The organism is uncultured Dysosmobacter sp., from assembly GCF_947631165.1.
Lineage (GTDB): Bacteria > Bacillota > Clostridia > Oscillospirales > Oscillospiraceae > Oscillibacter.
Genome location: NZ_CANRKH010000028.1, coordinates 1 through 20,517, shown reverse-complemented (window position 1 = coordinate 20,517; position 20,517 = coordinate 1). Strand labels below are relative to the sequence as shown.

Below are 20,517 nucleotides of genomic sequence, written 5' to 3'. Positions count from 1 at the left end.
GAGAATCAATAATCCGTCCCCATTGCCTTGATGTTATTCACGATTTCCTGGAGATGCGGATCCAGCTCAGGCAGATACTTGTCATACACGGGCTGCATGGCGTCCACGAATTCCTGCATGCTCTCGGGTTCACTGACCACAACGCCCTTTTCCTTCAGAATATCCAAGGCGCCGTTTATGCTGTCAGCATACTCGCTGTTCACGACGTCGATCGCCTCGTTTACGCCATCCTGCAAGATCTGCTTCTGATTGTCACTCAGCTTGTCCCAGGTTTGCTGGCTCACCAGGGTTATGCTGGCAAAGGGCCAGATAGGGACCAAAGACAGGTGGGACGCAACTTCGTGGTAGTTTTGGGACAACAGCGTAAGCAGATCATTTTCGACGCCGTCGATCGTACCCAGCTGCAGGGCAGTATACAGTTCGCCAAAAGACATAGACACTGTATTGGCGCCCAGCTCGGCAAAAGCCGCCAGGGCCACGGGGGAGTCCATCGTGCGCAGTTGCAGGCCCTTAAAGTCCGCAACGGTTTTACAATCCCGCACGGAGTTTAGGGGATAGCGGAACAGGAATGTGGAAAAGCCCAGACCAACGAGGTCGTGATTTTGGCAGGCATCCAGCAGATACTGGGCATCCTCAGTCTCTGCGAACGCTTCGCCATGCTCGGCAGAAACAAACAGGAATGGGAAGTTGAATGCGTTCAGCTCAGGAACGACAGCGGCAGCCTTAGAGGTGGGCATGACCAAGCTCATATCCACAATGCCTTCCTGCATCAGCTCCAGGACCTCTTCGTCCTCGCCTAAGGCATTGGCGGGGTAGATCTCGATTTGGATGGAACCATTGGATTTTTCGTCACAATACTGTTTCAGATGTTCGGCAGCCACCTGATACGGATGCTGCTTCGTGTCATCGAAAGGATGAGCCGTACCCTGCGCGTGATGGAGTTTGATCACAATTGTCTCCTCCCCGGCAGCCGATTCTCCGCTTTTGGAGGGCGTGGTGGATCCTTTGGACTGTCCGCAGGCCGTGAGAGTTAGGATAAGCGTCAGTGCTAACAACATTGCTACAATTTTTTTCATCTTATATCCTCCCATGCGTTCATTTTTGCAGTGGTTCCTTGGGATGATTTTATTGTAGCGTATCCGGCTAAAACAAAACATCGTGCAATCTCTACGTTTTTTTTCGCCTTTTTATTGGAGACTTTTATGCCCTTGAAAGCCTCCTGCTTTATTCTTTGTAAGGCTGTAAGCGCAGCGCCATATTGATCATAAAGGTGTCATCGCGGTTATCCAGGCTCATATCCAGAAGGTCCTCGATTTTCTGCAAGCGGAACAGCAAAGTATTTCTGTGGATAAATAGCTCACGGGCCGTAAGGCTGACATTTTCATGATACTGGAAATATGCCCGGATCGTTTGCAGCAGGTCTGCACCGTGCTCGGCGTCATATTGTTCGAGCTTTTGCAGCACCTTGGTATAAAGATAGTGGCGCTTGTCATCATCCATCGTTATCAGGAAAGACGGCACCTTGATTTTCTCATAGTAAATCACATCATCGATGGGTTCCTTTTTGCTCATCTTGTACAGCTGTATGGCTTCTTCGGCCTGTTTGTAGCTTATGTGGAGCCTGGATATGGGTCCACACTGTCCCACTGCAAACAGCAGTTTTCCTTTCAAATATTTCAGCTCGCTCTTAATAAAGGCGATGAACTCCCCGACCGCTTCTGTGGATTCACCACTTTTTTCGGCAAAAATCAAAACAAGGCAATTGTCGATTTGGACGAGATTCGTGTTGGTGTAGTTCATTCGAATGACTTCCTTGAGATACTCCATGTCCTTCCCTTGGAATCCATTTGCCTCATCTATGCTTTGGGGGTCCTTTTTCAAAATGATGCTCCGATATTTATAAGAGATATCCAGTCCTATGGAAGCTGCTCTGCGGAGGGCGATCTTTTCCGATTGCAGGCGGTTGGACAATTCATCCATTAGGAATGTTTCTTTCTGCGAATAAAGATTGTCGTTGTCCTGTTGTATCCTTCTTAAAAGCAGAGCGATCATTTTAGACGCATTCTGGATAGCGATCCGCTCGTTGTTGGTTATTTCCTCCCGATCGTTCCATATGGAAATATATCCCATCAGCTCATTGTGTAGTTCGATTTGGAAAATGTGGCAGTAGAACACACAGCCTCCCCTCAATGTGGCTCTCTGAACTGCCGGCGGGCCAGCTGACACCAACATCGGCAGATCGATCTGCGCTTCTGCCAACGTCATTTCCTCTTGACTCAACCCTCCGCCTGGAAATGCAAAGCTGCTGAATTGACACCAGTTCAGCTGTATGACCGACACACTGCTGCGCAGCAAGATCCCAAGCTGGCTGGTCACCTCGGTTTTATTCCCATTAAAGGCCGCTTCGGTAAAAGTATTGAACAGTCTATGGGATAATTCGAGCTCTTCCAGCCTTTTAGCATAGACTTTTTTTGTGATGTTGTTCATGACCTCCGAAATATTATAGTTATCCGGAATTTCGATCAGCGGCAAATCATACTCCTCTGCCAGATCGATCATATGCTGTGGGATCGTGCGGAAAAATCGCATGATTTTGATTGCCAGCCCCGCACAGCCCGCTTTGCTCAGGTCCAAAATGATTTGCTTTTGCACATTGATGTCATCGCGAATGCAGTAGCCGGTACTGATGATAAACTGTCCTTCTTTGACCCAATTTGCCACATCAGGACTCTCCATCATATTTAGAGAAGTAATTGGATGCTTTGCACCATTTGAGCCGCCTACCAGCTTCCAGTCTTGAAAGTATCCAAATGTGAATAGATCACTGACCCGCAGGTCCTCCTGCGAGGTATCCTTGTTCAATTGATTGGCAGAAATAAAGCGGATCGCGCCCGCGTCGATCTGCTTTTGAGATGTACCAAATTCCGTATAGTGTCTAAATTTCCGCAAATCGGCAGGCTTTTTTGCATCAATCGGAACGAACCATCTTCCGTTTATCTTCATTGCGCCAGTGATTCTGCCTTGATTACACAGCACAGTTATTCTTCTGCCGGTAATATTCCACTTGGCAGCAAGCTCATTTGCAGACGTATAATCCATCTAGAATCCCTCCTATTTATTCTTTTACAAGAATATTATAGCTGTTTATGTACAAAAACGGAATATTAATTTCTTCTTATTTCCGACTTCAACTCTAATAATATATTACGGCCTACATTTTTCATTGTCATGTCTTGTCATATCGCGGAGCAGCATTGATTACGCTGGGCGCTTATCCCGGTCTGCGGCGCATATGTACGGCCTGACGGTGAAAGCCCGTGCGGGGAGTAAGGGCAAATGCTTGCAGTGAGGGTGGCCTGTGGATCGCCGTGTGCCGCTGAAAAGGAGATATCGCAATGCTTTCTTTTTGAGGCCTGCCGTGGGCGGCTCTTTTTATAAAAACTGGGACGGCGTTTCTGTTTTCACGCCGTCCCGGTTTTTCTTATGTCAGATCGTTGTCAGCCGGTCATACCAAGCCGGCGATGGCCATGCCTGCGGCAATGAATGCCAGGGCGATGGGAGTGATCACGGTCATCACCAGCACATAGGGGTAGGACTTTTCGGTGGTGACGCCGCAGACCTGGGCCTCCATGACGAAGGTAGGACAGTGGGGCAGGGTATCCATGCCCATGGAGGCCATGCCGACCACCTTGTAGAGCGCCTCGGCGTTGACCGTGCCCAGAGACATGAACTGGTCGGCCATGGTGGAGCAGAAGATCTGGGTCCCGCTGAGGGAGGCGCCGGTGATGCCGGAGAAAACATTGGTGACGATCACGGCGGAGATGTAGGGATTCATCTTGTCAGCCATGAGCATGGCCAGGCTCATGAAGGACTCAAAGCCGGGGCAGGCTTTTACCACCGCGGCAAAGCCCATCAGGGCGGCGGTGAGCAGCAGGGGATTGACGCTGGACAGCCAGCCGTTGGCGAAGTCCTGGATGATGTGGCCCTTGAGGTACTTGTAGTTGGTGATGATAAGGACCACGATGCCGGCGGCCATAGCGGTGCAGATGCCGTCAGAGGCGCTCATGGAAGTGGCCAGGGCCAGCTTGAGGACCACGATGACCACATAGGGCAGGATGGCCAGGTGGATGGGGGGCAGTTCCTTTCCGCTGGTGTCACCGGCCATCAGCTCGGCATCGCTGGCAGAGGCCACAAAACCGATGCCCTTGGCGCGCATGCGGTTGGAGACCAAGGTGAAGTACAGCACGCCCCAGCCAAAAGCCAGGATCAGCATGGCGATAGCAATCATAGGAGCGGCGAAAGTAGTCACGCCCAGTTTTTCAGACAGAGTGATGCACAGCATGGAGGGGGCGCCGGGGGTCACTACGTTAAGGACAACCGCGCCATAGAGGAAAATGGCAGGCATGAGCAGCTTGGAGACATTGGCTTTGTGGAACATGGGAACGGCCACGGGGTAGACGGCGAAGATGATAATGAAAGCATTGACGCCGCCGTAGGCCAGCAGGAAGGTGATAATGAGCGTACCCGCCACAGTGGCCTTGGTGCCCAGGAAGCCGAAGAGGAAGTTGGCGATGGACTCAGCCGCGCCGCTCTTCTTCATCAGCTCGCTGTACGCCGATCCAATGGTGAACAGGAACAGGTAGGAGCCGAAGGTGCTGCCCAGAGAGGCGGCGTAGGCCCCGGTCAGAGTTCCCCAGAAGGGCAGGCCGCTGGTGACAATGACCACCAGAGCGCCGATCAGGGAGGCGATAAAGCCATTGAGGCCTTTGAAGGTCAGGTAGATCAGCAGGGCCACGCCAACGATCATGCCGATAACGCTAATAATGTGCATATTATCTCTCCATTCTCTTATTTGATAGATACGGGCTGGATAGGTGTTACCAGATATGGTTCTTTTCCGCCTCATCCCGGAGCCATTCCCGGAAATCGGGGTGGGCGATCTTGATCAGCTCCTTGACCCGCTGGCGGAGATTCAGGCCCCGAAGCCAGGCCACGCCGTACTCAGTGACCACGTAGTCGGTATCGTTGCGGGAAGTGGTGACTACCGCACCCTGAGCCAGGAAGGGCACGATCTTGGAATGAAGGGTCTCCTTGCCGGCGGCGTCCTTGGTAGTGAAGGTAGAGTGCATGGCGATGATGGACTTACCGCCGGGGGACATCTGCGAGCCCTGTACCGTTTCGGACTGGCCGCCGGTACCCGACCAGGGCAGGCAGCCTACTGTCTCAGAGGCGCATTGTCCGTACAGGTCCACCTCCAAAGAGGCATTGACTGAGACGAACTTGTTGTTTCTGCCGATGGTGTAAGGGTCGTTGGTGAAGGTGCAGGACTTGAAAAGCACCGCCGGATTGTCGTTGATGTAGTCGTACAGCCTCTGACTGCCCATGGTGAAGGAGCAGACCGAGTAGCCGTTGAGCAGGCCTTTCTGGGAGTTGTCCACGGCCCCGCACTCAATGAGATCCACCATGGTCTCGGTGAACATCTCAGTGTGGATGCCCAGGTGCTTTTTGACCTTGAGTTCGTTTGCTACGGCGTTGGGGATGTTGCCCACGCCCAGCTGGATAGTGGAGCCGTCCTCGACCAGGGAGGCCACATACTCGCCGATCCTCTTGTCCACGTCGGTGTAGGGGGCTAGAGGAGCGATGGGGATGGGGCGGTCGGACTCGATGAGGCCGGCCACCTCGGAGATGTGGACTTGCGTGTCGCCAAAGGTTCGGGGGAAGTTGGGATTGACCTCCAGAAGCACCACGGCTCCCTGGTCAATGAGGTCCCGCTCGTAGATGGCGCTGACTGAGAGGGACATGTAGCCGTGTTCATCCATGGGGGACACCGTGGCCAGCACCACTGGCCGCCGGTGTTCATAGGCCGCCCGGTCCAGGGCCTTGCGCAGCACGGAGGTGGAGCTTTGCGGCACCGGGCTGACCAGCTTTTTGGCGTGGGCGTCCCGAAGTCCGGCGGAGAAGAACCAGCCGTTGTGGGACAAGATCCCCGCCATTTCGGGGTCCTTCATGACGTCATAGTACTTCAGAGGCAGGCAGGTGTTCAGGATGGTGTCCTTCACGCCAGTTTTTTTCAGATACTGGAGCTGCTCCATAATGGCCTGGGGTTCTCCTGCCGCCTGTGCGGAGAACATCCAGTCCCGGTCCTGGATCAGGCCCAGCAGCTGTTCCACTGACATCTTTTTCTGCTCGTACATGGTCTGGTATGGATTCATTTGCAAAACTCCTTTCGTCTTTGACGTATCTTTTCGCATGGGGCTTGGCCGTACCCGGGTCCGGCTCCGCTGATTTTGATGGAATCATCATACAGGAAACGGCAGACAATTCCCAATATATTAAATTCATCGACATATGAGCCAAATTCATAGCGATCTTTGTTGAAATGTGCTATAATAAATTTATCTAAGGGAATAACCCAATTTCATGATCGAAGCGGAGGGAACGTCTTTGAATCTGGTGCAGTTAGAGTATTTTGCCCAGGTGGCTGAGCAAAAGAGCTTTACCCGCGCGGCAGAAAAGCTCTTTGTCAGCCAACCCGCTCTGAGCAAATCCATCCAAGCTCTGGAAAAGGAGCTGAACACCCGGCTGTTGGAACGCACCTCCCAGGGCCTGAAGGTGACCCCGGACGGCGAACTGGTCCTGCGCTATGCGAGGGAACTGGTGGACTACTATAACCGGCGCACGGCGGAGATGCGCTCCCTGCTCAATCCCCAGCGCAACGTGCTGCGCTTCGGCCTGCCCCCCTCCGCCGGTACGGTTTATTTTTCCAAGATCATTTACCAGTACGTCCGGCAGTTTCCACAGGTGGACCTGCAGATCACCGAGGTCATGTCCAAAGAGATCCATGGGATGGTGAAAAACGACCAGCTGGACCTGGGTGTTGTCATCCTGCCCTTCTCCGATCCGGATATGGAGGTCAAGCGGGTCTATGCCTCTGAGGCGATGCTGGTCGTGAATCGCGACCACCCTCTGGCCCGACGGCGGGAGGTCTGCTTCTCCGAACTCAGGGATGAGCCCTTCCTTACTGTGAGCAAGAATTATATGTATTACGACCAGGTGCTCTCCCGCTGCCAGGAGGCGGGTTTCACGCCCCATATCGTGTTTCAGACCTCTCAGTGGGACATCCTGCTGGAAATGGCGGCGGAAGGGAACGGCGTGACCATTCTGGAAAAATCGCTGGTGACCCGGATGTCTCGGGACAGGCTGCGCTGCATCCGCCTGACACAGCCGGAATTTCCCTGGGCCCTGGGGCTGATCCATCGGCGGGACAAGCCCATGTCCCCAGACGCCAAAGCCTTTTGGACGCTGTGCGCCCCGGTTTGACTGCCAGACCGCCGCAGGCCCTGGGTGGCTCTGAGGCAGATGTCTCCCTTATTATTGTTCACTCTTACATGTGCAGCAGGCGGCTGGTTTTTCGCTTGCCGTGGAACTTGAATAAAACAGACAGAAACGCACCATATTTCGATGAAATACGGTGCGTTTCTGATTGCGGGGAAACGGCTTGGGCCTGTGACTGCTCCTATCCGGATGGTGTATTTTGCTTTTGTCAAGTTCAACTGCTGACTGTCTGCGATGGCCTTTTCAGCTTTTCCTTTGCCTCGGCCCTCGTCCGTTTGCCTGTTGAAAGTGGGTGTGGGCTTCTGCTTGCCCCACTCTCGAGCGGGTCCTCTTCGCATCAATATGTGCACTGTGGCTGTGATCCTCACTGAAATGAAATATCATAGGGAGCTGTTGAGCGGATCGCATTGGAAATAAGCGGCGCAGTTTTCCTGTGCCTGCCGGAGTGCCTCTTCCGCCGGACAGATGCGCAGGACCGCTTTTTGAATTTGGGATGCTAAGATGTTCTCCAATTGCAGCTCGCTGAAATTGCTGTAATAGACGCTGTTGCCTCGCCGTTCAGCGCTGGGAAAGCTTTTACGGGCCGTGGATAGCCACGGATATATCTCATTGATGTCTCGGTTGCTGTATGCGGATCTGCAGGGCGATAGCCCGCCCAGCATAGTGAATACGGGGGCAACCAGGTCCGAATACAGCCAGGATAAAAATGCGTAGGCGGTTTTGGGATAAGCGCAGTCCCGTGTGATTCCCACTACACCGCCGCCGAGCAGCGGCCTTCCTCCGGGGACAGGCGCATATCCCAGCTTTCCAGCAATGCTGGACATCTTGAGATTCAGAATATGCGACGCGTAGTTGATGAATACCACCGTCATGGCCGCAGAGCCGTCCGCAAAGCCCTCCAGCGCGTTTTTCCAGAAATCGTACACGGTCCTGTCGGAATACGTATAGGTCTCCTGGTAGTTTCGCAGCGCACGCAGAGCTTCCGGCGTATCGATGGTAATGCGGCCCTGATGGTCCAGCAGGTTGCCGCCCTCCTCATACAGCCGCAGCATAAACTCACTGGGACTGACCGACACATTGCCCACGGCTACTGTGGATCCAAACTGTACGGGGGATGACGGATTGTGGCTGCGGGTAAAAAAGCTGGCGATCTGATTATACTCTGCAAAGGTCTTTGGGACATCCAACTCCTTTCGGACCATTTCATAGTACATCCGCTTATAAGTGGGATCTGTGAACAGGTCCCGACGGTAAAACATCAACTGCGTGCTGGGGTCATAGGGCACGCAATAACGAACGCCCCGAGACAGCGTATAATTCTCTCCCAGCTCTGGAATCGTCTGCGCCAGAAGGCCATCCCAATCAAAGGGGAGCTGATCCAGCGGGCAAAAAATGCGTTCCGCCAGCTCGTCCATCCAGGCAACGTCTATCCGGATCATATCGTACCGGCTGCGGGCAGGAGTCTGTACCACATCATATACGTCCCGCAGAGACGGGAGCACCGTCATTTCCAGATGGATGCCGGTGCTTTTTTCCAGATAGGGAAGCAGATGAGACAGTGCGGTGGTGGAAGGCGATGCCACCGTCAGCATGCGGAGACACTGCTCTGTCAATGCCGGAGCAGCGGCAGGTAAACGGAAACCGTTGTTTGAAAGGGAGAGCGCCGGCGGCAGCGGCGCCTTGTCCTCCAAGCGATCCAGCAGCAGTTTTACGATCTTATGCGCCAGCCGCTTGCGATCCAACTCGTACACCAGAGCAGAGGGATCCGTCAGGGCGGTTCTGGAGGCTACTGTGATCATCGGCGGCAGCGGATAATGGCTGGCGTAAGCGCAGGCAGATCGCAGAGCTGTCTCCCGCTGCCGGTCTGTGCAGACAAGATAATCATAGGCTGCGTCCGGGTCAAAAAATTCAAACGCCCGCAGCTCGACCTGATGGTTCGGGCAGTCCAACGCCGTCACGATCGGGTCGTTTTTGGCATAGACCGATTGAAAGCCCTGGAGAAACAAGCCCGCGTCCGGTGACGCCGGGGGTTCTGTAAAGACGCCGATCCGCTTCGCGCCTCGTTCGTGAATATAGCGAGCGATCTCTCTCCCTGCTCCTGCGGGGTCAAAGCCAGCATACATCACATCCTCATAGGTCGGTCCGCTTCTCTGTAAAAAAACGATGGGGATGTCCGCAGCTTCCTTACGATAGTGGGCCACTGCGTCCGGCAGACAAGAACTGCTGATGACCGCGCTGACCTGTGCCGTCAGTGCGTCCGCCAGCATCGCCTCTTCTGTCGTTTCCATAGAACGGGTGGAATATAGCTGCACAGCATAGCCGCGCTGGACGAACTCGCTTTGGAACACCTCGTACATGGCGGCATACTGCTCGTCTTCAATGCCTGGCAGCAATACGGCAATGGCCCGATCCCGACCGCCTTGCCGCAGGCTCTGGGCCTTGCTGTTGACTTTATAGCCCAGTTTTTCCGCAGCCTGCCACACCAGCCGGATCTTTTCCACGCTGACATTTCCACGTCCGTTGATCACATTGGAAACCGTTCCGTGAGAGACTCCAGCCTCCCGGGCAATATCCTTGATCGTAGGCATACGGCGGCCTCCTCTTTCATTTATGGTATTACTATACAATGTTCCGCCTAACTTCGCAAGAAAAAAGTCTGCAAAGCAGTGCTGTGAAAAGTGTATAAAATTTGTGTAAAGCAAATATGCATTCTGTAAAAACTTTTGGCGGCTATAGTTAATTTCACAAAAAATAAATTGACACGTTCCAAAAATGATGATATGGTAAGAACAAGAGGAGATCACATCCTCAATATTTTGTCTGATGAAAAGGAGATGTGTCACATGAAGAAGTTCCTCAGCCTGGCTCTTGCGATCATGATGATTCTGTCCTTGGCCGCCTGCGGCGGCAAGGAGGAGCCCGCTCCCGAAAAAGAACCCGAGCAGACTGAACAGCCCAGCGAGGAGGCCAAGACCGGCGGCAAGCTGGTGGCCTATTCTGCGCTGAACGAAGACAACACCATCGCCATCGCGGATCAATTCAAAAAGGACACTGGTATTGAGATCGAATACATCTCTCTGGGCGGCGGCGACGCCGTGGCCCGCGTGCAGGCTGAGATGGGCAATCCCAAGGCCGACGTTCTGGTGGGCGGCTCCGTGGACCTGTATAGCTCTCTTGCGGAGGCCGGTGCTTTTGAGGCCTATGACTCTCCCAACAATGACGATCTGGACGCTCGCTTCAACGATCCCAACCATTTCTGGCAGGGCTGGTACATGGGCGTGCTGAGCATCATCATCAATGAGGACCGCTTTGAAAAAGAGCTGGCCCCCAAGGGCGTCAAGATGCCCGAGACCTGGGATGACCTGCTGGATCCCAACTATAAGAATGTCTTTGTGTGGGCCAACCCCACCACAGCCGGCGGCGCTTACATCGCCACTGCCTGCCAGATCTTCCGCCTGGGTGAGGATGCCGCCTGGGACTACCTGAAGGAACTGGACCAAAATGTCCACCACTACTATAAGGGCGCCGCCGACGTCATCAGCCCGGTCGCCACGGGGGAGTTCATCGCTTCCATCGCCTGGGGCCATGACAGCTTCAAGACCCAGAAGGAAGGCTATCCTCTGAAGCTCATCATCCCCAAGCAGACCGCTTATGAGATCGGTGGCTCCGCCATCGTCAAGGGCGGCCCCAACACAGAAAACGCCAAGGTGTTCATCGACTGGCTGCTGACGAAGGAAGCCCAGGAGCTGAGTGTCGCTACCTCTTACCGTTATCCCGTCCGTGATGATGTGGCCGCTCCCGAGGGCCTGCCCGCTCTGAACGAGGTGGACCTGGTCGAGTATGACCGTGACGAAGCCGCTTCCATGAAGGAAGCTGTCCTCGAGAAGTTCGATGCTGAGATCATCTCGAACCGCGCCTGATCCCTGATCGTTTCCAATTTTCCAAGAAGGCGCCTGCTGTACAGGCAGGCGCCTTCTTCCTCAAACACCTGATTACCTGCGGAAGGAGTGAAGCCCATGGCTGCCGGAACCTCTGTCCGGGAATCTCTGAAAGAGATGAAGCGGCTGAAGAACGAGCCGCTGCTCCTGCTGGCCATTATTGTTATCATCTTATTTGTCGGTTTCTTTGTCGTCTATCCTGTGATCAAAGTTATTCTTTTCCCCGGCGTGGAAGATTATATGCAGCTCTTCCATAAGGCCCGCTGGTTCAAGGCTGTGAAAAACAGCCTGTTTATGACCTTGATCTCCACCATTTCCTGCACAGCGGTGGCGTTTCTATTTGCCTACGTCATTGCCCGTCTGGATGTTCCCTGCAAAAAACTGTTCCGCTTTGTGACCCTGCTCCCCATCGTTTCCCCGCCCTTTATTGTGGCGCTCAGCTATATCCTGCTCTTTGGCGTTCAGGGCATCGTTACCAAGCAGCTGTTGGGACTTCAAGTGGATATCTACGGCCGTCTCGGCCTTTGGATCGTGCAGACCGTCACCTTTTTTCCCTATGCCTACTCCGTCATTTATGGCGTGATCCGCTCCATCTCCACTAACCTGGAGTACGCGGCTTACAATATGGGCGCTACCCGCTGGCAAGTGTTCCGGGACGTGTTTTGGCCGCTGTGCCGCCCTGGCGTGGCCGGCGGCGCGCTGGTAGCGGCCATCAACGTGCTGACCGACTTCGGCAACCCGCAGATGATCGGCGGCGATCTGGCACTGCTTCCCACCGAAGCGTACATGCAGATCTCCGGCTGGTACGATATGAAGACCGCTTCCGTGCTGGCGGTGGCGCTGTTGATCCCCGCCGTGGTGCTGTTTTTGGTGCAGCGGTTCTGGGTCGGCCGGCGCTCCTATGTCACCATCACCGGCAAGGAGATCTCCTTGAATCCCTTCCCGGTCCCCAAGTGGGTCAAGTGGACGCTGTTCAGCCTCACAATGTTCATTTCCCTGTTTATCCTGCTGGTCTATGGCACGCTCTGCTACGGCGCCTTTACCAAGGCCTGGGGATACGACTGGACGCTGACGATGGAAAATATCCAGTACGTGTTCCAGAAGGGACATCAGATCTGGAACTCGATCCGCTATGCCTTCTGTGCTTCCCTGGGCGCCGCGTTCCTGGCCATGGTATTGGCGTACATCGTGCAGAAAAAACAGGTCGGTGTCAACAAGCTGCTGGACTTCCTGGGCATCCTGCCTGGAGCTATTCCCGGCATGTTCCTGGGCATCGGCTTCGTCATGGCGTTCAATACGCCTCCGCTGGAGCTGACCGGCACCTCTATCATCATGATCCTGGCGCTGTTATTCTGGAACATCCCCACCTGTTACAGCTCCGCCACGGCGGGCCTGCAGCAGATCGGCGCCTCCGTGGAGGATGCGGCTTTGAACCTGGGCGCCAACAGCTTCCGATCCTTCAAGGATGTGATCATCCCGCTGCTGAAGGCCCCCTTTATGTCCAGCTTCGTGTTGTCGTTTCTGCGGTCTGTCACCTGCTTAAGCGTTGTGATCTTCCTGTACGCGCCGGCCACCACAGTGGGAACGGTCTCCGTTATGGTGCTGGTCCAGAGCGGCCAGTGGGGCGAGGCCGCGGCCTTTACACTTGTGTTGATCACCATTGCGTTCACAGTTTTGAAATTAGCCCAGTGGATCCTCGGCAAGCAGGGCATTGAGTTGGAATTGTAAGGAGGCGCAGAGCATCATGGCTTATATCGAATTTAAAAATGTGGTCAAACGGTTCGGCGATTTCACCGCGCTGGACCATGTGTCGCTGGAGATCCCCAAGGGTGCTTTTGTGACGCTGCTGGGGCCTTCCGGCTGCGGCAAAACGACTTTGATGCGCCAACTGGCCGGTTTCTCCGAGCCGGAGGAGGGAGATGTGCTGGTAGACGGCAAGCGGATGAATGGTCTGCCGCCCTTCAAGCGCAACACGCCCCTGGTCTTTCAGGAATATGCCCTGTTTCCCCACATGACCGTCTATGAAAACATCTCTTACGGTTTGAAATTGGTCAAAGAGCCCAAAGAGGAGATCGGCCGCCGCGTGTCGGAAATGCTGGAGATGTTCAATCTGATGGGCCTGGAAAAGCGCTTTCCCCGTGAGATGTCCGGCGGCCAGCAGCAGCGGGTCGCTTTCGCCCGGGCGCTGGTAATGGGCCAGGAGATTTTGCTTCTGGACGAGCCTCTTTCCAATCTGGACGCCAAGCTGCGGGTAGACGTCCGCACGGAGCTTCGACAGATCCAGCGCAAGCTGGGGATCACCGCTATCTACGTCACCCACGATCAGGACGAGGCGCTCTCTATGTCTGATATCATCGCGGTCATGCGGCAGGGGCGGATCGAACAGATCGGCACTCCCTGGGAGATCTATTTCCGGCCTGCCAACCGCTTTGTAGCGGACTTCGTGGGTACAGTCAATTTCCTGGACGCCAAAGTTTTGACGGCCAGTGCGCATGTGCTGACGGTAGACCACTGCGGCATGGAGCTGCGTGTACCGACAGAGATTCCCGCCTCCGCCGGAGAGGAGATCACTCTGGTCGTTCGCCCCGAGTGTATCCATCTGGCAGCTGAGGGCGAAACGCTGCCCGAAGGCGCAGTGCTGAACGGTACCATCGAAAATTACAGCTTCCTTGGCCGCATGATCCGCTACTGGGTCCGTGTCGGCGAGGAAACATTTGTCATTGATGACGCAAACGTGGATTTGTCCGGTGCCCGTTCCGGTGATGTGAAACTGTGTCTGGACGCGCATAAGCTCCACATTCTGAAGGACGGTGGCGCCCATGCTGACTGTTGATTTTATCAATGTCGGTTACGGCGACGCGATCCTGATCCGGGATCTGGAAACAGATTTTTCCATGCTTGTGGACTGCGGTGATATGACCACCGGAAATCCCGGTCCGGAGTCCGCGCGGATCACGGCGTCAGATTTCTTGGAGCAAGCAGGGATCCAGCGCCTGGATCTTCTGGTATTGACACATCTTCACCGTGACCACAGCGGCGGATTGACAGAACTGCTGAAAAAGGTCCATGTCCAGGAATTTTGGACCAACTACCTGCCTGCCCGCACATATTGGGGCAAAACGGTCCGCATTCCTTCTGAGTTTTCCGCCGGAGCGCGCTGCCTCTTGGAATCCATGAATATCTATCTGAGCGCCCTGTGCAGCATGGAGCAGTCCGGAACGAAGATCCATCTGAAAAGCGTCAGGAATGAGATGCGCGGATTGAGCCGTGCTTTGCGGGCAGAGATCTATCTGGAAGATCCCACGCTGCATCAGCGTCAGGCCGATATCTGGCGGGATGTTCTGGAGGACCGCGCTGATAACGCGGAGCTGGATGAGTTGGACCGCTTTATCAACAATACAAGCATCCGTCTGCGGCTCTTCTACGGTGAAAAGACCATCGAATTGCCGGGAGACGTATATGCCGACTGTTGGGAACAGCATCAGATATCTCCCTGCACCATCGTCAAATTACCGCACCATGGCCACCGGGATTCCGTCACGCCCCGGCTGCTGGACATGCTGGCTCCCGAGTATGTCGTCATCTCCGTCTCCAACACCCGTACAGACGATTGCCCTGCCGCGTCCGTCCTGGACACTGTGCAGAAGCGGAACTGCCATCTGTACATCACAGATGCGGTGGAGCGTCCGAATTTTGTGGAATGCCGGCATCGCGCCGTGCATTTCTCCATCGATCCAGCCGGGCAGATTGCATCTCCACGTGCTGCCCATTGACAGAAATCAGTTCCTATCACAGTGTTGAGAACCGGCAGCACGCAGTTATGCTATGTGTGAATTTGTACGAAAGGAGTCTCTGCAATGAAACGAGCAGCCGCTTTTTTGACCTTGTGTGTAATTCTCTTTTCACTTTGTACGGTCCCCGTATCAGCGGAAGATGGTTCCGCTTCTGAGGTTTATCGCGATTTAGCAGAATACTGGGCTCCGACGATTTATCAGGATGTTAACGAATCTTATAATGTCCGTGCAGATTTTCCCACAAGATTTAATTATGACGGTGACTGGCGCGGGGACAACAACTGGGAAAATCTTTTGAGTTATGATGAGACTCCATCAGCCTATTTTTCTGTCCGCGAAACAATAACACACTATTTTATTGAATACGACTATTATTATCCACGGGATGATGGACCAGTCAATCTTGAAAAACACGAAAATGATTTAGAAGGATGTATTCTTGTCATTCGGAAAGATACATCTCCCTATGGATCGCTTCAATTGATGGAGACACAAGCCCACAATCATTGGTATCAGTATAGCAATGACCCTTCTATTGCATCGGGAAGCGAAAACATTGATGGCAGTATTTTGTTGGATAACCACAGACCATGTGTCTATATTTCTGCAAACGGCATTGGAACAGATGCCGGTCATGGTGTTAAAGCGTACGATGGACGGTCTGCAAATGGCGGAGACGGCATCATATTTCGTTTCACAGAAGGGCTCTCGGTCATGCCTGATGATACCTCCGGAAGTTATACGCATGCTTATGATTATGCATTAGTTCCTATGGATGAATTATGGGATCGTCGCTATGATGTGGGCGGGGCAGGCCATACCTATTATGATTGGGGGCATTTTCACGGAGATACTTATACAGACAGCTCCTGTACCCTGCCATGGATCAAAGATGACCCGGACGATGGCCCTCTATATGAAGGGATCTATTGGTCTGATCCGGCGTTCTTCATTGACACACATCTAAATGGACTCGGAGACTTTTCACATGAATACGTTTTTAATCCTTACTATACGCACAAAATCACTGTCATAGATATCATGAGTTGTGCCAATAAGGATTCTTTCAATGATGAAAGCGATATTTATATGAAAATTTCCGTGGATGGCTTAGTATATATCAATCAAAACCATTGGAAAGATAACCAGGCTCCCAAGAATGTGAAAAAGCAGGTATTCTGGGGAAAAGAACAGGCCGAATTTGGAGATGAATATTCTGAGCCATTCAATACAATCCACTTTGCTAGGCAAGATAACAGCGAAGTTAAAATCGAGGTCCTGGATAAAGATGGGACATCAGGAGATGACACGATGGGAGTCCTTGTTACTTCTCCCGCGCCTGGTGAAATCGTGACATGGACAGATCAAGCAACATCGACAGGGGAAGCGCAGGTATCCGCTGCAATAGAGACACAATAAAATACGACTATACAAGGGTTCTGCGAGAGCATTGCATCTGCCCGGATTTTGACCAAGAGCAGGAAAAACAGCGGCGGAGGCAATGAGGGATTTGACCCAAGCTGTGACTCATATAGAAATAAAACCAGAGAGAAGCAGACAGCACCGGGCGGGATTTTCCCCGTCCGGTGCTGTCTGTTTTTATCCTGCGCAATTTTCGATCGGTGGTTGATGGCATTGCCGGCAAATAGAACTGACATAAGGCAGCAAGCGAGACTATGCATCAAAAATGCATTTTTGAAAATTATTTGCGCATCCATTCCTCTGCTGTTATACTTAAATAGTAAAAATTGTAGTGGGGGGTGGAAAATCATGATCTCCGATAAATCCCCAATTGGACTTTTGCATAGCTGCCAGGCGGTGTTTGGCAGTCGGATTTTAGCTGCCCCTGCGAATAAAAATGGAATCGCCCCAATGCTGTTTGCCATTTCCGGCAAAAAGCGCTGATCACTTCGCTATTATGCAGCGGAGCCTCAAATACTTATAAGCTGACAATCATGGATGCTGGTCTGGAGTGCATTATGTTCAAGAAAAAAGAATCGCCTACGTTTCTGTCTTTGCTGCTGCGGGCAATTTTTTCAAGCATTGCCATCTCTGTTCTAATTTCTAGTCTCTATTCTACCTATATTTCGTATCATTTTGTCTTGGAAAGCCATGGGACCGCACGAATAGATATCCTCAAGCAAGTCAGTGATTCCAACGATTTGAACCGAAAACACATGGAAAGTATCATAGAGATGGTCAATATGGAGGTGTCCGCAGCGGTGTGTGAAGATGACGGCGAGGCCATCCAAGAGATCATCACAGATATCCAAAGTTTACTTGACCGGATCAACCTGAATTATTCTATTGATGTTGTGCTGCGGGACCGCCGGACATTTTCCAGTGTAAGCGGCAGTGAAACACGTTTGAAAAATCTTTTGAACAGCTATTGGTATCTGAAACAGCTATCGGGAGAAACAGGTATCAGTTGGAATTTGAATGTTCTCTCGCCGGATGATATTACCAGCTATGCCCTGGTTTGCAGCTACCCCATTGCAGACAAAGACGGCCGTGTTATCGGAACGATCATTTTGAATTCCACGCAAGATGCGCTGTTTAGAACTTATCAAAAACTTCTCAGTGAGGGAGAGCAGGTCTATATTTTGGACGAAAGCGGAATCGTTATCAGTCATTCAAACCAGAATATAGTGGGCCAGTGGCTCAAATCCATGGATGCGTTCGCCAAGGAGCCCGGATATGATTCCTATGTGATCCAGTCCTACGGTAAAAGAAAATACCTTGTATCAAATTATCATGACACCATAAGCGGCTGGACATTTGTGGAGGAGCACGATATAACCCAGATTTACAACCAGCTAATTCAAACTTCGCTGGTAAGCTTTTTAATGATCCTTATGGGTGGTTTATTGGCGTGCCTGGCAGGCTGTCAATATGCAAAAAAGGTGTCACGATCTCTCACGGATATGACGGATGCAGTGGTTCGTATCGATCCAGAGAATCTGCACCCGATCGAGACCAGTACTGCTTATCATGAGATCGGCATACTGACTATGTCCTTTAATCGGCTCATCTGCCGCATTCAGGACTTGATCCATGATATACAACTTCGTGAAGCAGAAAAACACCGGATGGAATATGATTTTCAGCAGGCGCAGCTCAGCCCGCATTTTTTGTACAATACCTTAGTAGCCATCAAAAGTCTTATCCACATCAAGCAATATGACCAAGCATGCCAAATGCTGGATAAATTTGTGGAATGCTTGGACATCCCCCATTCTGCAGACATCCAGTTTGTAACAATAGCGGAAGAACTTCATCTCATCCAAAACTATCTCTCTATTATGAATCTCAGAACAGACAAGGCTATTGCCTTTGAAAACCGGGTCCCCGTATGGGCTGAAAACATTTTGATACCCAGAATGCTGCTGCAGCCAATTATTGGAAACTCCGTGTTTCATGGATTTGCGGAGCGAGAGGATGGCTGCAAGATCACAATTTGTGCGTCTATTGAGGCGGAAACGCTTTATATTCGAATAGAAGACAACGGCGAGGGCATTGCTCCGGAACGACTGCAGCAGCTTGCGGAAAATAACTACGCATCTGTTGGGAACCACCACGGGGTCGGCATTAAAAATATCCGTAAACGGCTTAATTATATCTATGGTGAGAGTTCTTCTCTGTTCATACAGAGTGAATACGGAAAAGGAACTGTGGTGCTCTTAAAAATCGACCACTATGACAAATTGCCGCCTACTGTTCAATGTATGCGGGATCAAGGCATTCACAGAGAGACGTTGGATGGTAATACGCTGCCAAATGACACAGGAGGACGCGATGAAAATACTGATCGTAGATGACGAGCCGCTGATCGCCAGGTATATTGCGCAGTGCATCACGGATGTCTCTGCTGAGGATACCGTGGTTGACATTGCTTTATCCGGTGCAAAAGCCCTTGCAAAAGTTCAAGAGACACCGCAAGATTTGGTGTTTGCAGACATTACCATGCCGAAGATGGATGGATTGGAACTTCTGGAGACATTGAAGAGAGAATATCCAAACATGGCAGTTATGCTTCTTACATGCCACGAAGATTTTGAATATGCCCGAAAGGCGATGTATCTGCGTGCAGATGACTACATTCTCAAATCCGAGGTAAGCCCAGAATTCATGCGGAAAAAACTAGATGATTTTGCGGCAAACCAGCAGAAGGCATCAGCGCTGTCCCTGGAGCAAAGGGATGGCAGACCCCCTGTTGCGCCTGAATTCAAGGGTATTCAGGTGATTTCACGTTCAAATCCACGGGAGGTCCAACAGCTGCTTCAGGAAACTTCCTTTATTGCCGTATCTTTTTTGAATATTCAAGGCAATTTGGATATTCTCCTCCAAAACTTTCCAACAGAATTTAAAAATCCTGTCCTGTATCCACATAACGCCATTCTTCAAGTGCTGATCTTTAATATCGATTCAAGCTCAGCCGATTGCAGTTTGGAGGAAAAAGAACAATGCGCAGATCGGTATATTGCGGAGAAAAGCTGCTGCGTGGCTGGGCCGCTCGACAGGAGTCAGCTCTATTACCGTCTGGCTCAAATTCCCCGATCTATCCAGAGTACCGTACAGAAATTAGAAACGGACTTCTATGGGGGCAAACCAAGCAAAGTGCTGGCTCCACAAGAATCCCGCCGCCAGATACAGTTAATGATGATGGATATTGCATCCAGGATCGAGCGCCTTGATGTACCATCTTGCTGTGACAGAGTGCAGGATATGCTGGCTTTTGCCGCAGCAGCGCATCCTGATCTGGAAACGCTATTTGATGTTTTGCAGCACACAATGGAATTGATCTCGTATCTGGAGGCTGATCCTATTATCGCGCCGGAACTTCCGATTACGCCCACTTATTCTGAATTGCAATCCCGCGTCCTGTCACGGCTGAACACCGTTCGGAGCAGCGTTAAGCAATATTCCAAGGCGATTACCAGCGCGATCGAATATATCAAGCTGCATTACGCAGAGGAACTGACTTTGAATTTGGTAGCTGAACACGTATTCTTGAATAGGGAGTATCTGTCCCGTCACTTCAAGCAAGAAGTGGGCGTAAATTTTTCAAAATATTTGATGGATATCCGCCTTCGAGAAGCCATGCGTATGCTGCGAACCACCGCCCTGCGGACAGGAGAGATCGCTGAGCGGGTGGGTATGCCAAATGTCAGTTATTTTACGTCCGCATTCAAGAAACAATATGGAGTGTCACCCAGCAAGATCCATCGTCGGTAGAATCGCCTATCCAGTCCTGATAATTGTTGAATCCTGACAAAAAAGCTTCATATTTTTTTATGAATCGAGCTTTTAAGTCAATAAACTGATAAAAAAGGTCAACAGGATTGTGGAAATTTTTCGAAAAATCCTTTACGCTGTTAGAGTCGGGAGAAATTAGCCATTTTCTGCCGGGAGAAAACAGCCAATTTCGGCCGGACGAAAATCGCCAATTG

At 51.9% G+C, this 20,517-nt stretch carries 15 protein-coding genes; 9 read left to right on the top strand and 6 right to left on the bottom strand.

Annotated elements, in window-relative coordinates; all coding sequences use genetic code 11:
* Positions 1 to 5: 5 nt before the first annotated feature.
* The 4 genes from Q0Z69_RS12460 to Q0Z69_RS12445 all read right to left on the bottom strand — a co-directional run bounded on the left by Q0Z69_RS12460 (position 6) and on the right by Q0Z69_RS12445 (position 6,212).
* Positions 6 to 1,076 (bottom strand): TRAP transporter substrate-binding protein, encoded by a 1,071-nt coding sequence (locus tag Q0Z69_RS12460; protein WP_298034057.1) that lies wholly within the window; start codon positions 1,074 to 1,076, stop codon positions 6 to 8.
* Positions 1,077 to 1,224: 148 nt separating this feature from the next.
* The gene (locus Q0Z69_RS12455) at positions 1,225 to 3,099 is read right to left on the bottom strand and encodes a PucR family transcriptional regulator (RefSeq protein ID WP_298034055.1); all 1,875 of its coding nucleotides are present in this window, start codon (positions 3,097 to 3,099) and stop codon (positions 1,225 to 1,227) included.
* A 406-nt stretch (positions 3,100 to 3,505) separates the two neighbouring features.
* A complete protein-coding gene (locus Q0Z69_RS12450) occupies positions 3,506 to 4,831 on the bottom strand; it encodes a GntP family permease (protein ID WP_298034052.1) in 1,326 nt (441 codons plus the stop codon).
* A 46-nt stretch (positions 4,832 to 4,877) separates the two neighbouring features.
* Complete coding sequence (locus Q0Z69_RS12445) at positions 4,878 to 6,212, bottom strand: acetyl-CoA hydrolase/transferase family protein (protein WP_298034049.1); 1,335 nt, start codon at positions 6,210 to 6,212, stop codon at positions 4,878 to 4,880.
* 241 nt (positions 6,213 to 6,453) lie between these two features.
* Here Q0Z69_RS12445 and Q0Z69_RS12440 point away from each other — a divergent pair, with 241 nt between their 5' ends.
* On the top strand, positions 6,454 to 7,320 hold the full coding sequence (locus tag Q0Z69_RS12440) for a LysR family transcriptional regulator (RefSeq protein ID WP_298034084.1): 867 nt from the start codon (positions 6,454 to 6,456) through the stop codon (positions 7,318 to 7,320).
* Between the two features lie 395 nt (positions 7,321 to 7,715).
* On the opposite strand, the gene Q0Z69_RS12435 is transcribed toward Q0Z69_RS12440, so the two are convergent.
* Positions 7,716 to 9,923, bottom strand: a complete 2,208-nt coding sequence (locus Q0Z69_RS12435; protein ID WP_298034047.1) for an extracellular solute-binding protein — start codon at positions 9,921 to 9,923, stop codon at positions 7,716 to 7,718.
* A gap of 255 nt (positions 9,924 to 10,178) precedes the next feature.
* On the opposite strand from Q0Z69_RS12435, the gene Q0Z69_RS12430 reads away from it, so the two are divergent.
* From Q0Z69_RS12430 to Q0Z69_RS12395, 8 genes are all read left to right on the top strand, one after another.
* The gene (locus Q0Z69_RS12430) at positions 10,179 to 11,255 is read left to right on the top strand and encodes an ABC transporter substrate-binding protein (protein WP_298034043.1); all 1,077 of its coding nucleotides are present in this window, start codon (positions 10,179 to 10,181) and stop codon (positions 11,253 to 11,255) included.
* Positions 11,256 to 11,351: 96 nt separating this feature from the next.
* On the top strand, positions 11,352 to 13,001 hold the full coding sequence (locus tag Q0Z69_RS12425) for an iron ABC transporter permease (protein WP_298034039.1): 1,650 nt from the start codon (positions 11,352 to 11,354) through the stop codon (positions 12,999 to 13,001).
* A 16-nt stretch (positions 13,002 to 13,017) separates the two neighbouring features.
* Positions 13,018 to 14,106 carry an ABC transporter ATP-binding protein gene (locus Q0Z69_RS12420; protein ID WP_298034036.1) on the top strand — a complete coding sequence of 363 codons (1,089 nt, stop codon included), beginning with the start codon at positions 13,018 to 13,020 and terminating at the stop codon, positions 14,104 to 14,106.
* Positions 14,093 to 15,046 carry a ComEC/Rec2 family competence protein gene (locus Q0Z69_RS12415; protein ID WP_298034035.1) on the top strand — a complete coding sequence of 318 codons (954 nt, stop codon included), beginning with the start codon at positions 14,093 to 14,095 and terminating at the stop codon, positions 15,044 to 15,046. The genes Q0Z69_RS12420 and Q0Z69_RS12415 overlap by 14 nt, the downstream gene beginning before the upstream one ends.
* Positions 15,047 to 15,130: 84 nt before the next feature.
* Positions 15,131 to 16,486, top strand: a complete 1,356-nt coding sequence (locus Q0Z69_RS12410; protein ID WP_298034033.1) for a hypothetical protein — start codon at positions 15,131 to 15,133, stop codon at positions 16,484 to 16,486.
* 351 nt (positions 16,487 to 16,837) lie between these two features.
* Positions 16,838 to 16,972: a hypothetical protein gene (locus Q0Z69_RS12405; RefSeq protein WP_298034029.1), complete on the top strand. Its 135-nt coding sequence runs from the start codon at positions 16,838 to 16,840 to the stop codon at positions 16,970 to 16,972.
* A gap of 74 nt (positions 16,973 to 17,046) precedes the next feature.
* Positions 17,047 to 18,885: a sensor histidine kinase gene (locus Q0Z69_RS12400; protein WP_298034025.1), complete on the top strand. Its 1,839-nt coding sequence runs from the start codon at positions 17,047 to 17,049 to the stop codon at positions 18,883 to 18,885.
* Positions 18,863 to 20,302 carry a response regulator gene (locus tag Q0Z69_RS12395; RefSeq protein ID WP_298034021.1) on the top strand — a complete coding sequence of 480 codons (1,440 nt, stop codon included), beginning with the start codon at positions 18,863 to 18,865 and terminating at the stop codon, positions 20,300 to 20,302. The genes Q0Z69_RS12400 and Q0Z69_RS12395 overlap by 23 nt, the downstream gene beginning before the upstream one ends.
* Here the strand turns inward: Q0Z69_RS12395 and Q0Z69_RS12390 are convergent.
* The coding region (locus Q0Z69_RS12390; protein WP_298034020.1) for a hypothetical protein at positions 20,256 to 20,517 on the bottom strand (262 nt) is incomplete at its 5' end. The genes Q0Z69_RS12395 and Q0Z69_RS12390 overlap by 47 nt on opposite strands.

What these genes read in the sequence shown, in the direction of transcription:
- Q0Z69_RS12460 (WP_298034057.1), bottom strand. Translation starts at nt 1,076, where the DNA reads ATGAAAAAAATTGTAGCAATGTTGTTAGCACTGACGCTTATCCTAACT.
- Q0Z69_RS12455 (WP_298034055.1), bottom strand. Translation starts at nt 3,099, where the DNA reads ATGGATTATACGTCTGCAAATGAGCTTGCTGCCAAGTGGAATATTACC.
- Q0Z69_RS12450 (WP_298034052.1), bottom strand. Translation starts at nt 4,831, where the DNA reads ATGCACATTATTAGCGTTATCGGCATGATCGTTGGCGTGGCCCTGCTG.
- Q0Z69_RS12445 (WP_298034049.1), bottom strand. Translation starts at nt 6,212, where the DNA reads ATGAATCCATACCAGACCATGTACGAGCAGAAAAAGATGTCAGTGGAA.
- Q0Z69_RS12435 (WP_298034047.1), bottom strand. Translation starts at nt 9,923, where the DNA reads ATGCCTACGATCAAGGATATTGCCCGGGAGGCTGGAGTCTCTCACGGA.
- Q0Z69_RS12430 (WP_298034043.1), top strand. Translation starts at nt 10,179, where the DNA reads ATGAAGAAGTTCCTCAGCCTGGCTCTTGCGATCATGATGATTCTGTCC.
- Q0Z69_RS12425 (WP_298034039.1), top strand. Translation starts at nt 11,352, where the DNA reads ATGGCTGCCGGAACCTCTGTCCGGGAATCTCTGAAAGAGATGAAGCGG.
- Q0Z69_RS12420 (WP_298034036.1), top strand. Translation starts at nt 13,018, where the DNA reads ATGGCTTATATCGAATTTAAAAATGTGGTCAAACGGTTCGGCGATTTC.
- Q0Z69_RS12415 (WP_298034035.1), top strand. Translation starts at nt 14,093, where the DNA reads ATGCTGACTGTTGATTTTATCAATGTCGGTTACGGCGACGCGATCCTG.
- Q0Z69_RS12410 (WP_298034033.1), top strand. Translation starts at nt 15,131, where the DNA reads ATGAAACGAGCAGCCGCTTTTTTGACCTTGTGTGTAATTCTCTTTTCA.
- Q0Z69_RS12405 (WP_298034029.1), top strand. Translation starts at nt 16,838, where the DNA reads ATGATCTCCGATAAATCCCCAATTGGACTTTTGCATAGCTGCCAGGCG.
- Q0Z69_RS12400 (WP_298034025.1), top strand. Translation starts at nt 17,047, where the DNA reads ATGTTCAAGAAAAAAGAATCGCCTACGTTTCTGTCTTTGCTGCTGCGG.
- Q0Z69_RS12395 (WP_298034021.1), top strand. Translation starts at nt 18,863, where the DNA reads ATGAAAATACTGATCGTAGATGACGAGCCGCTGATCGCCAGGTATATT.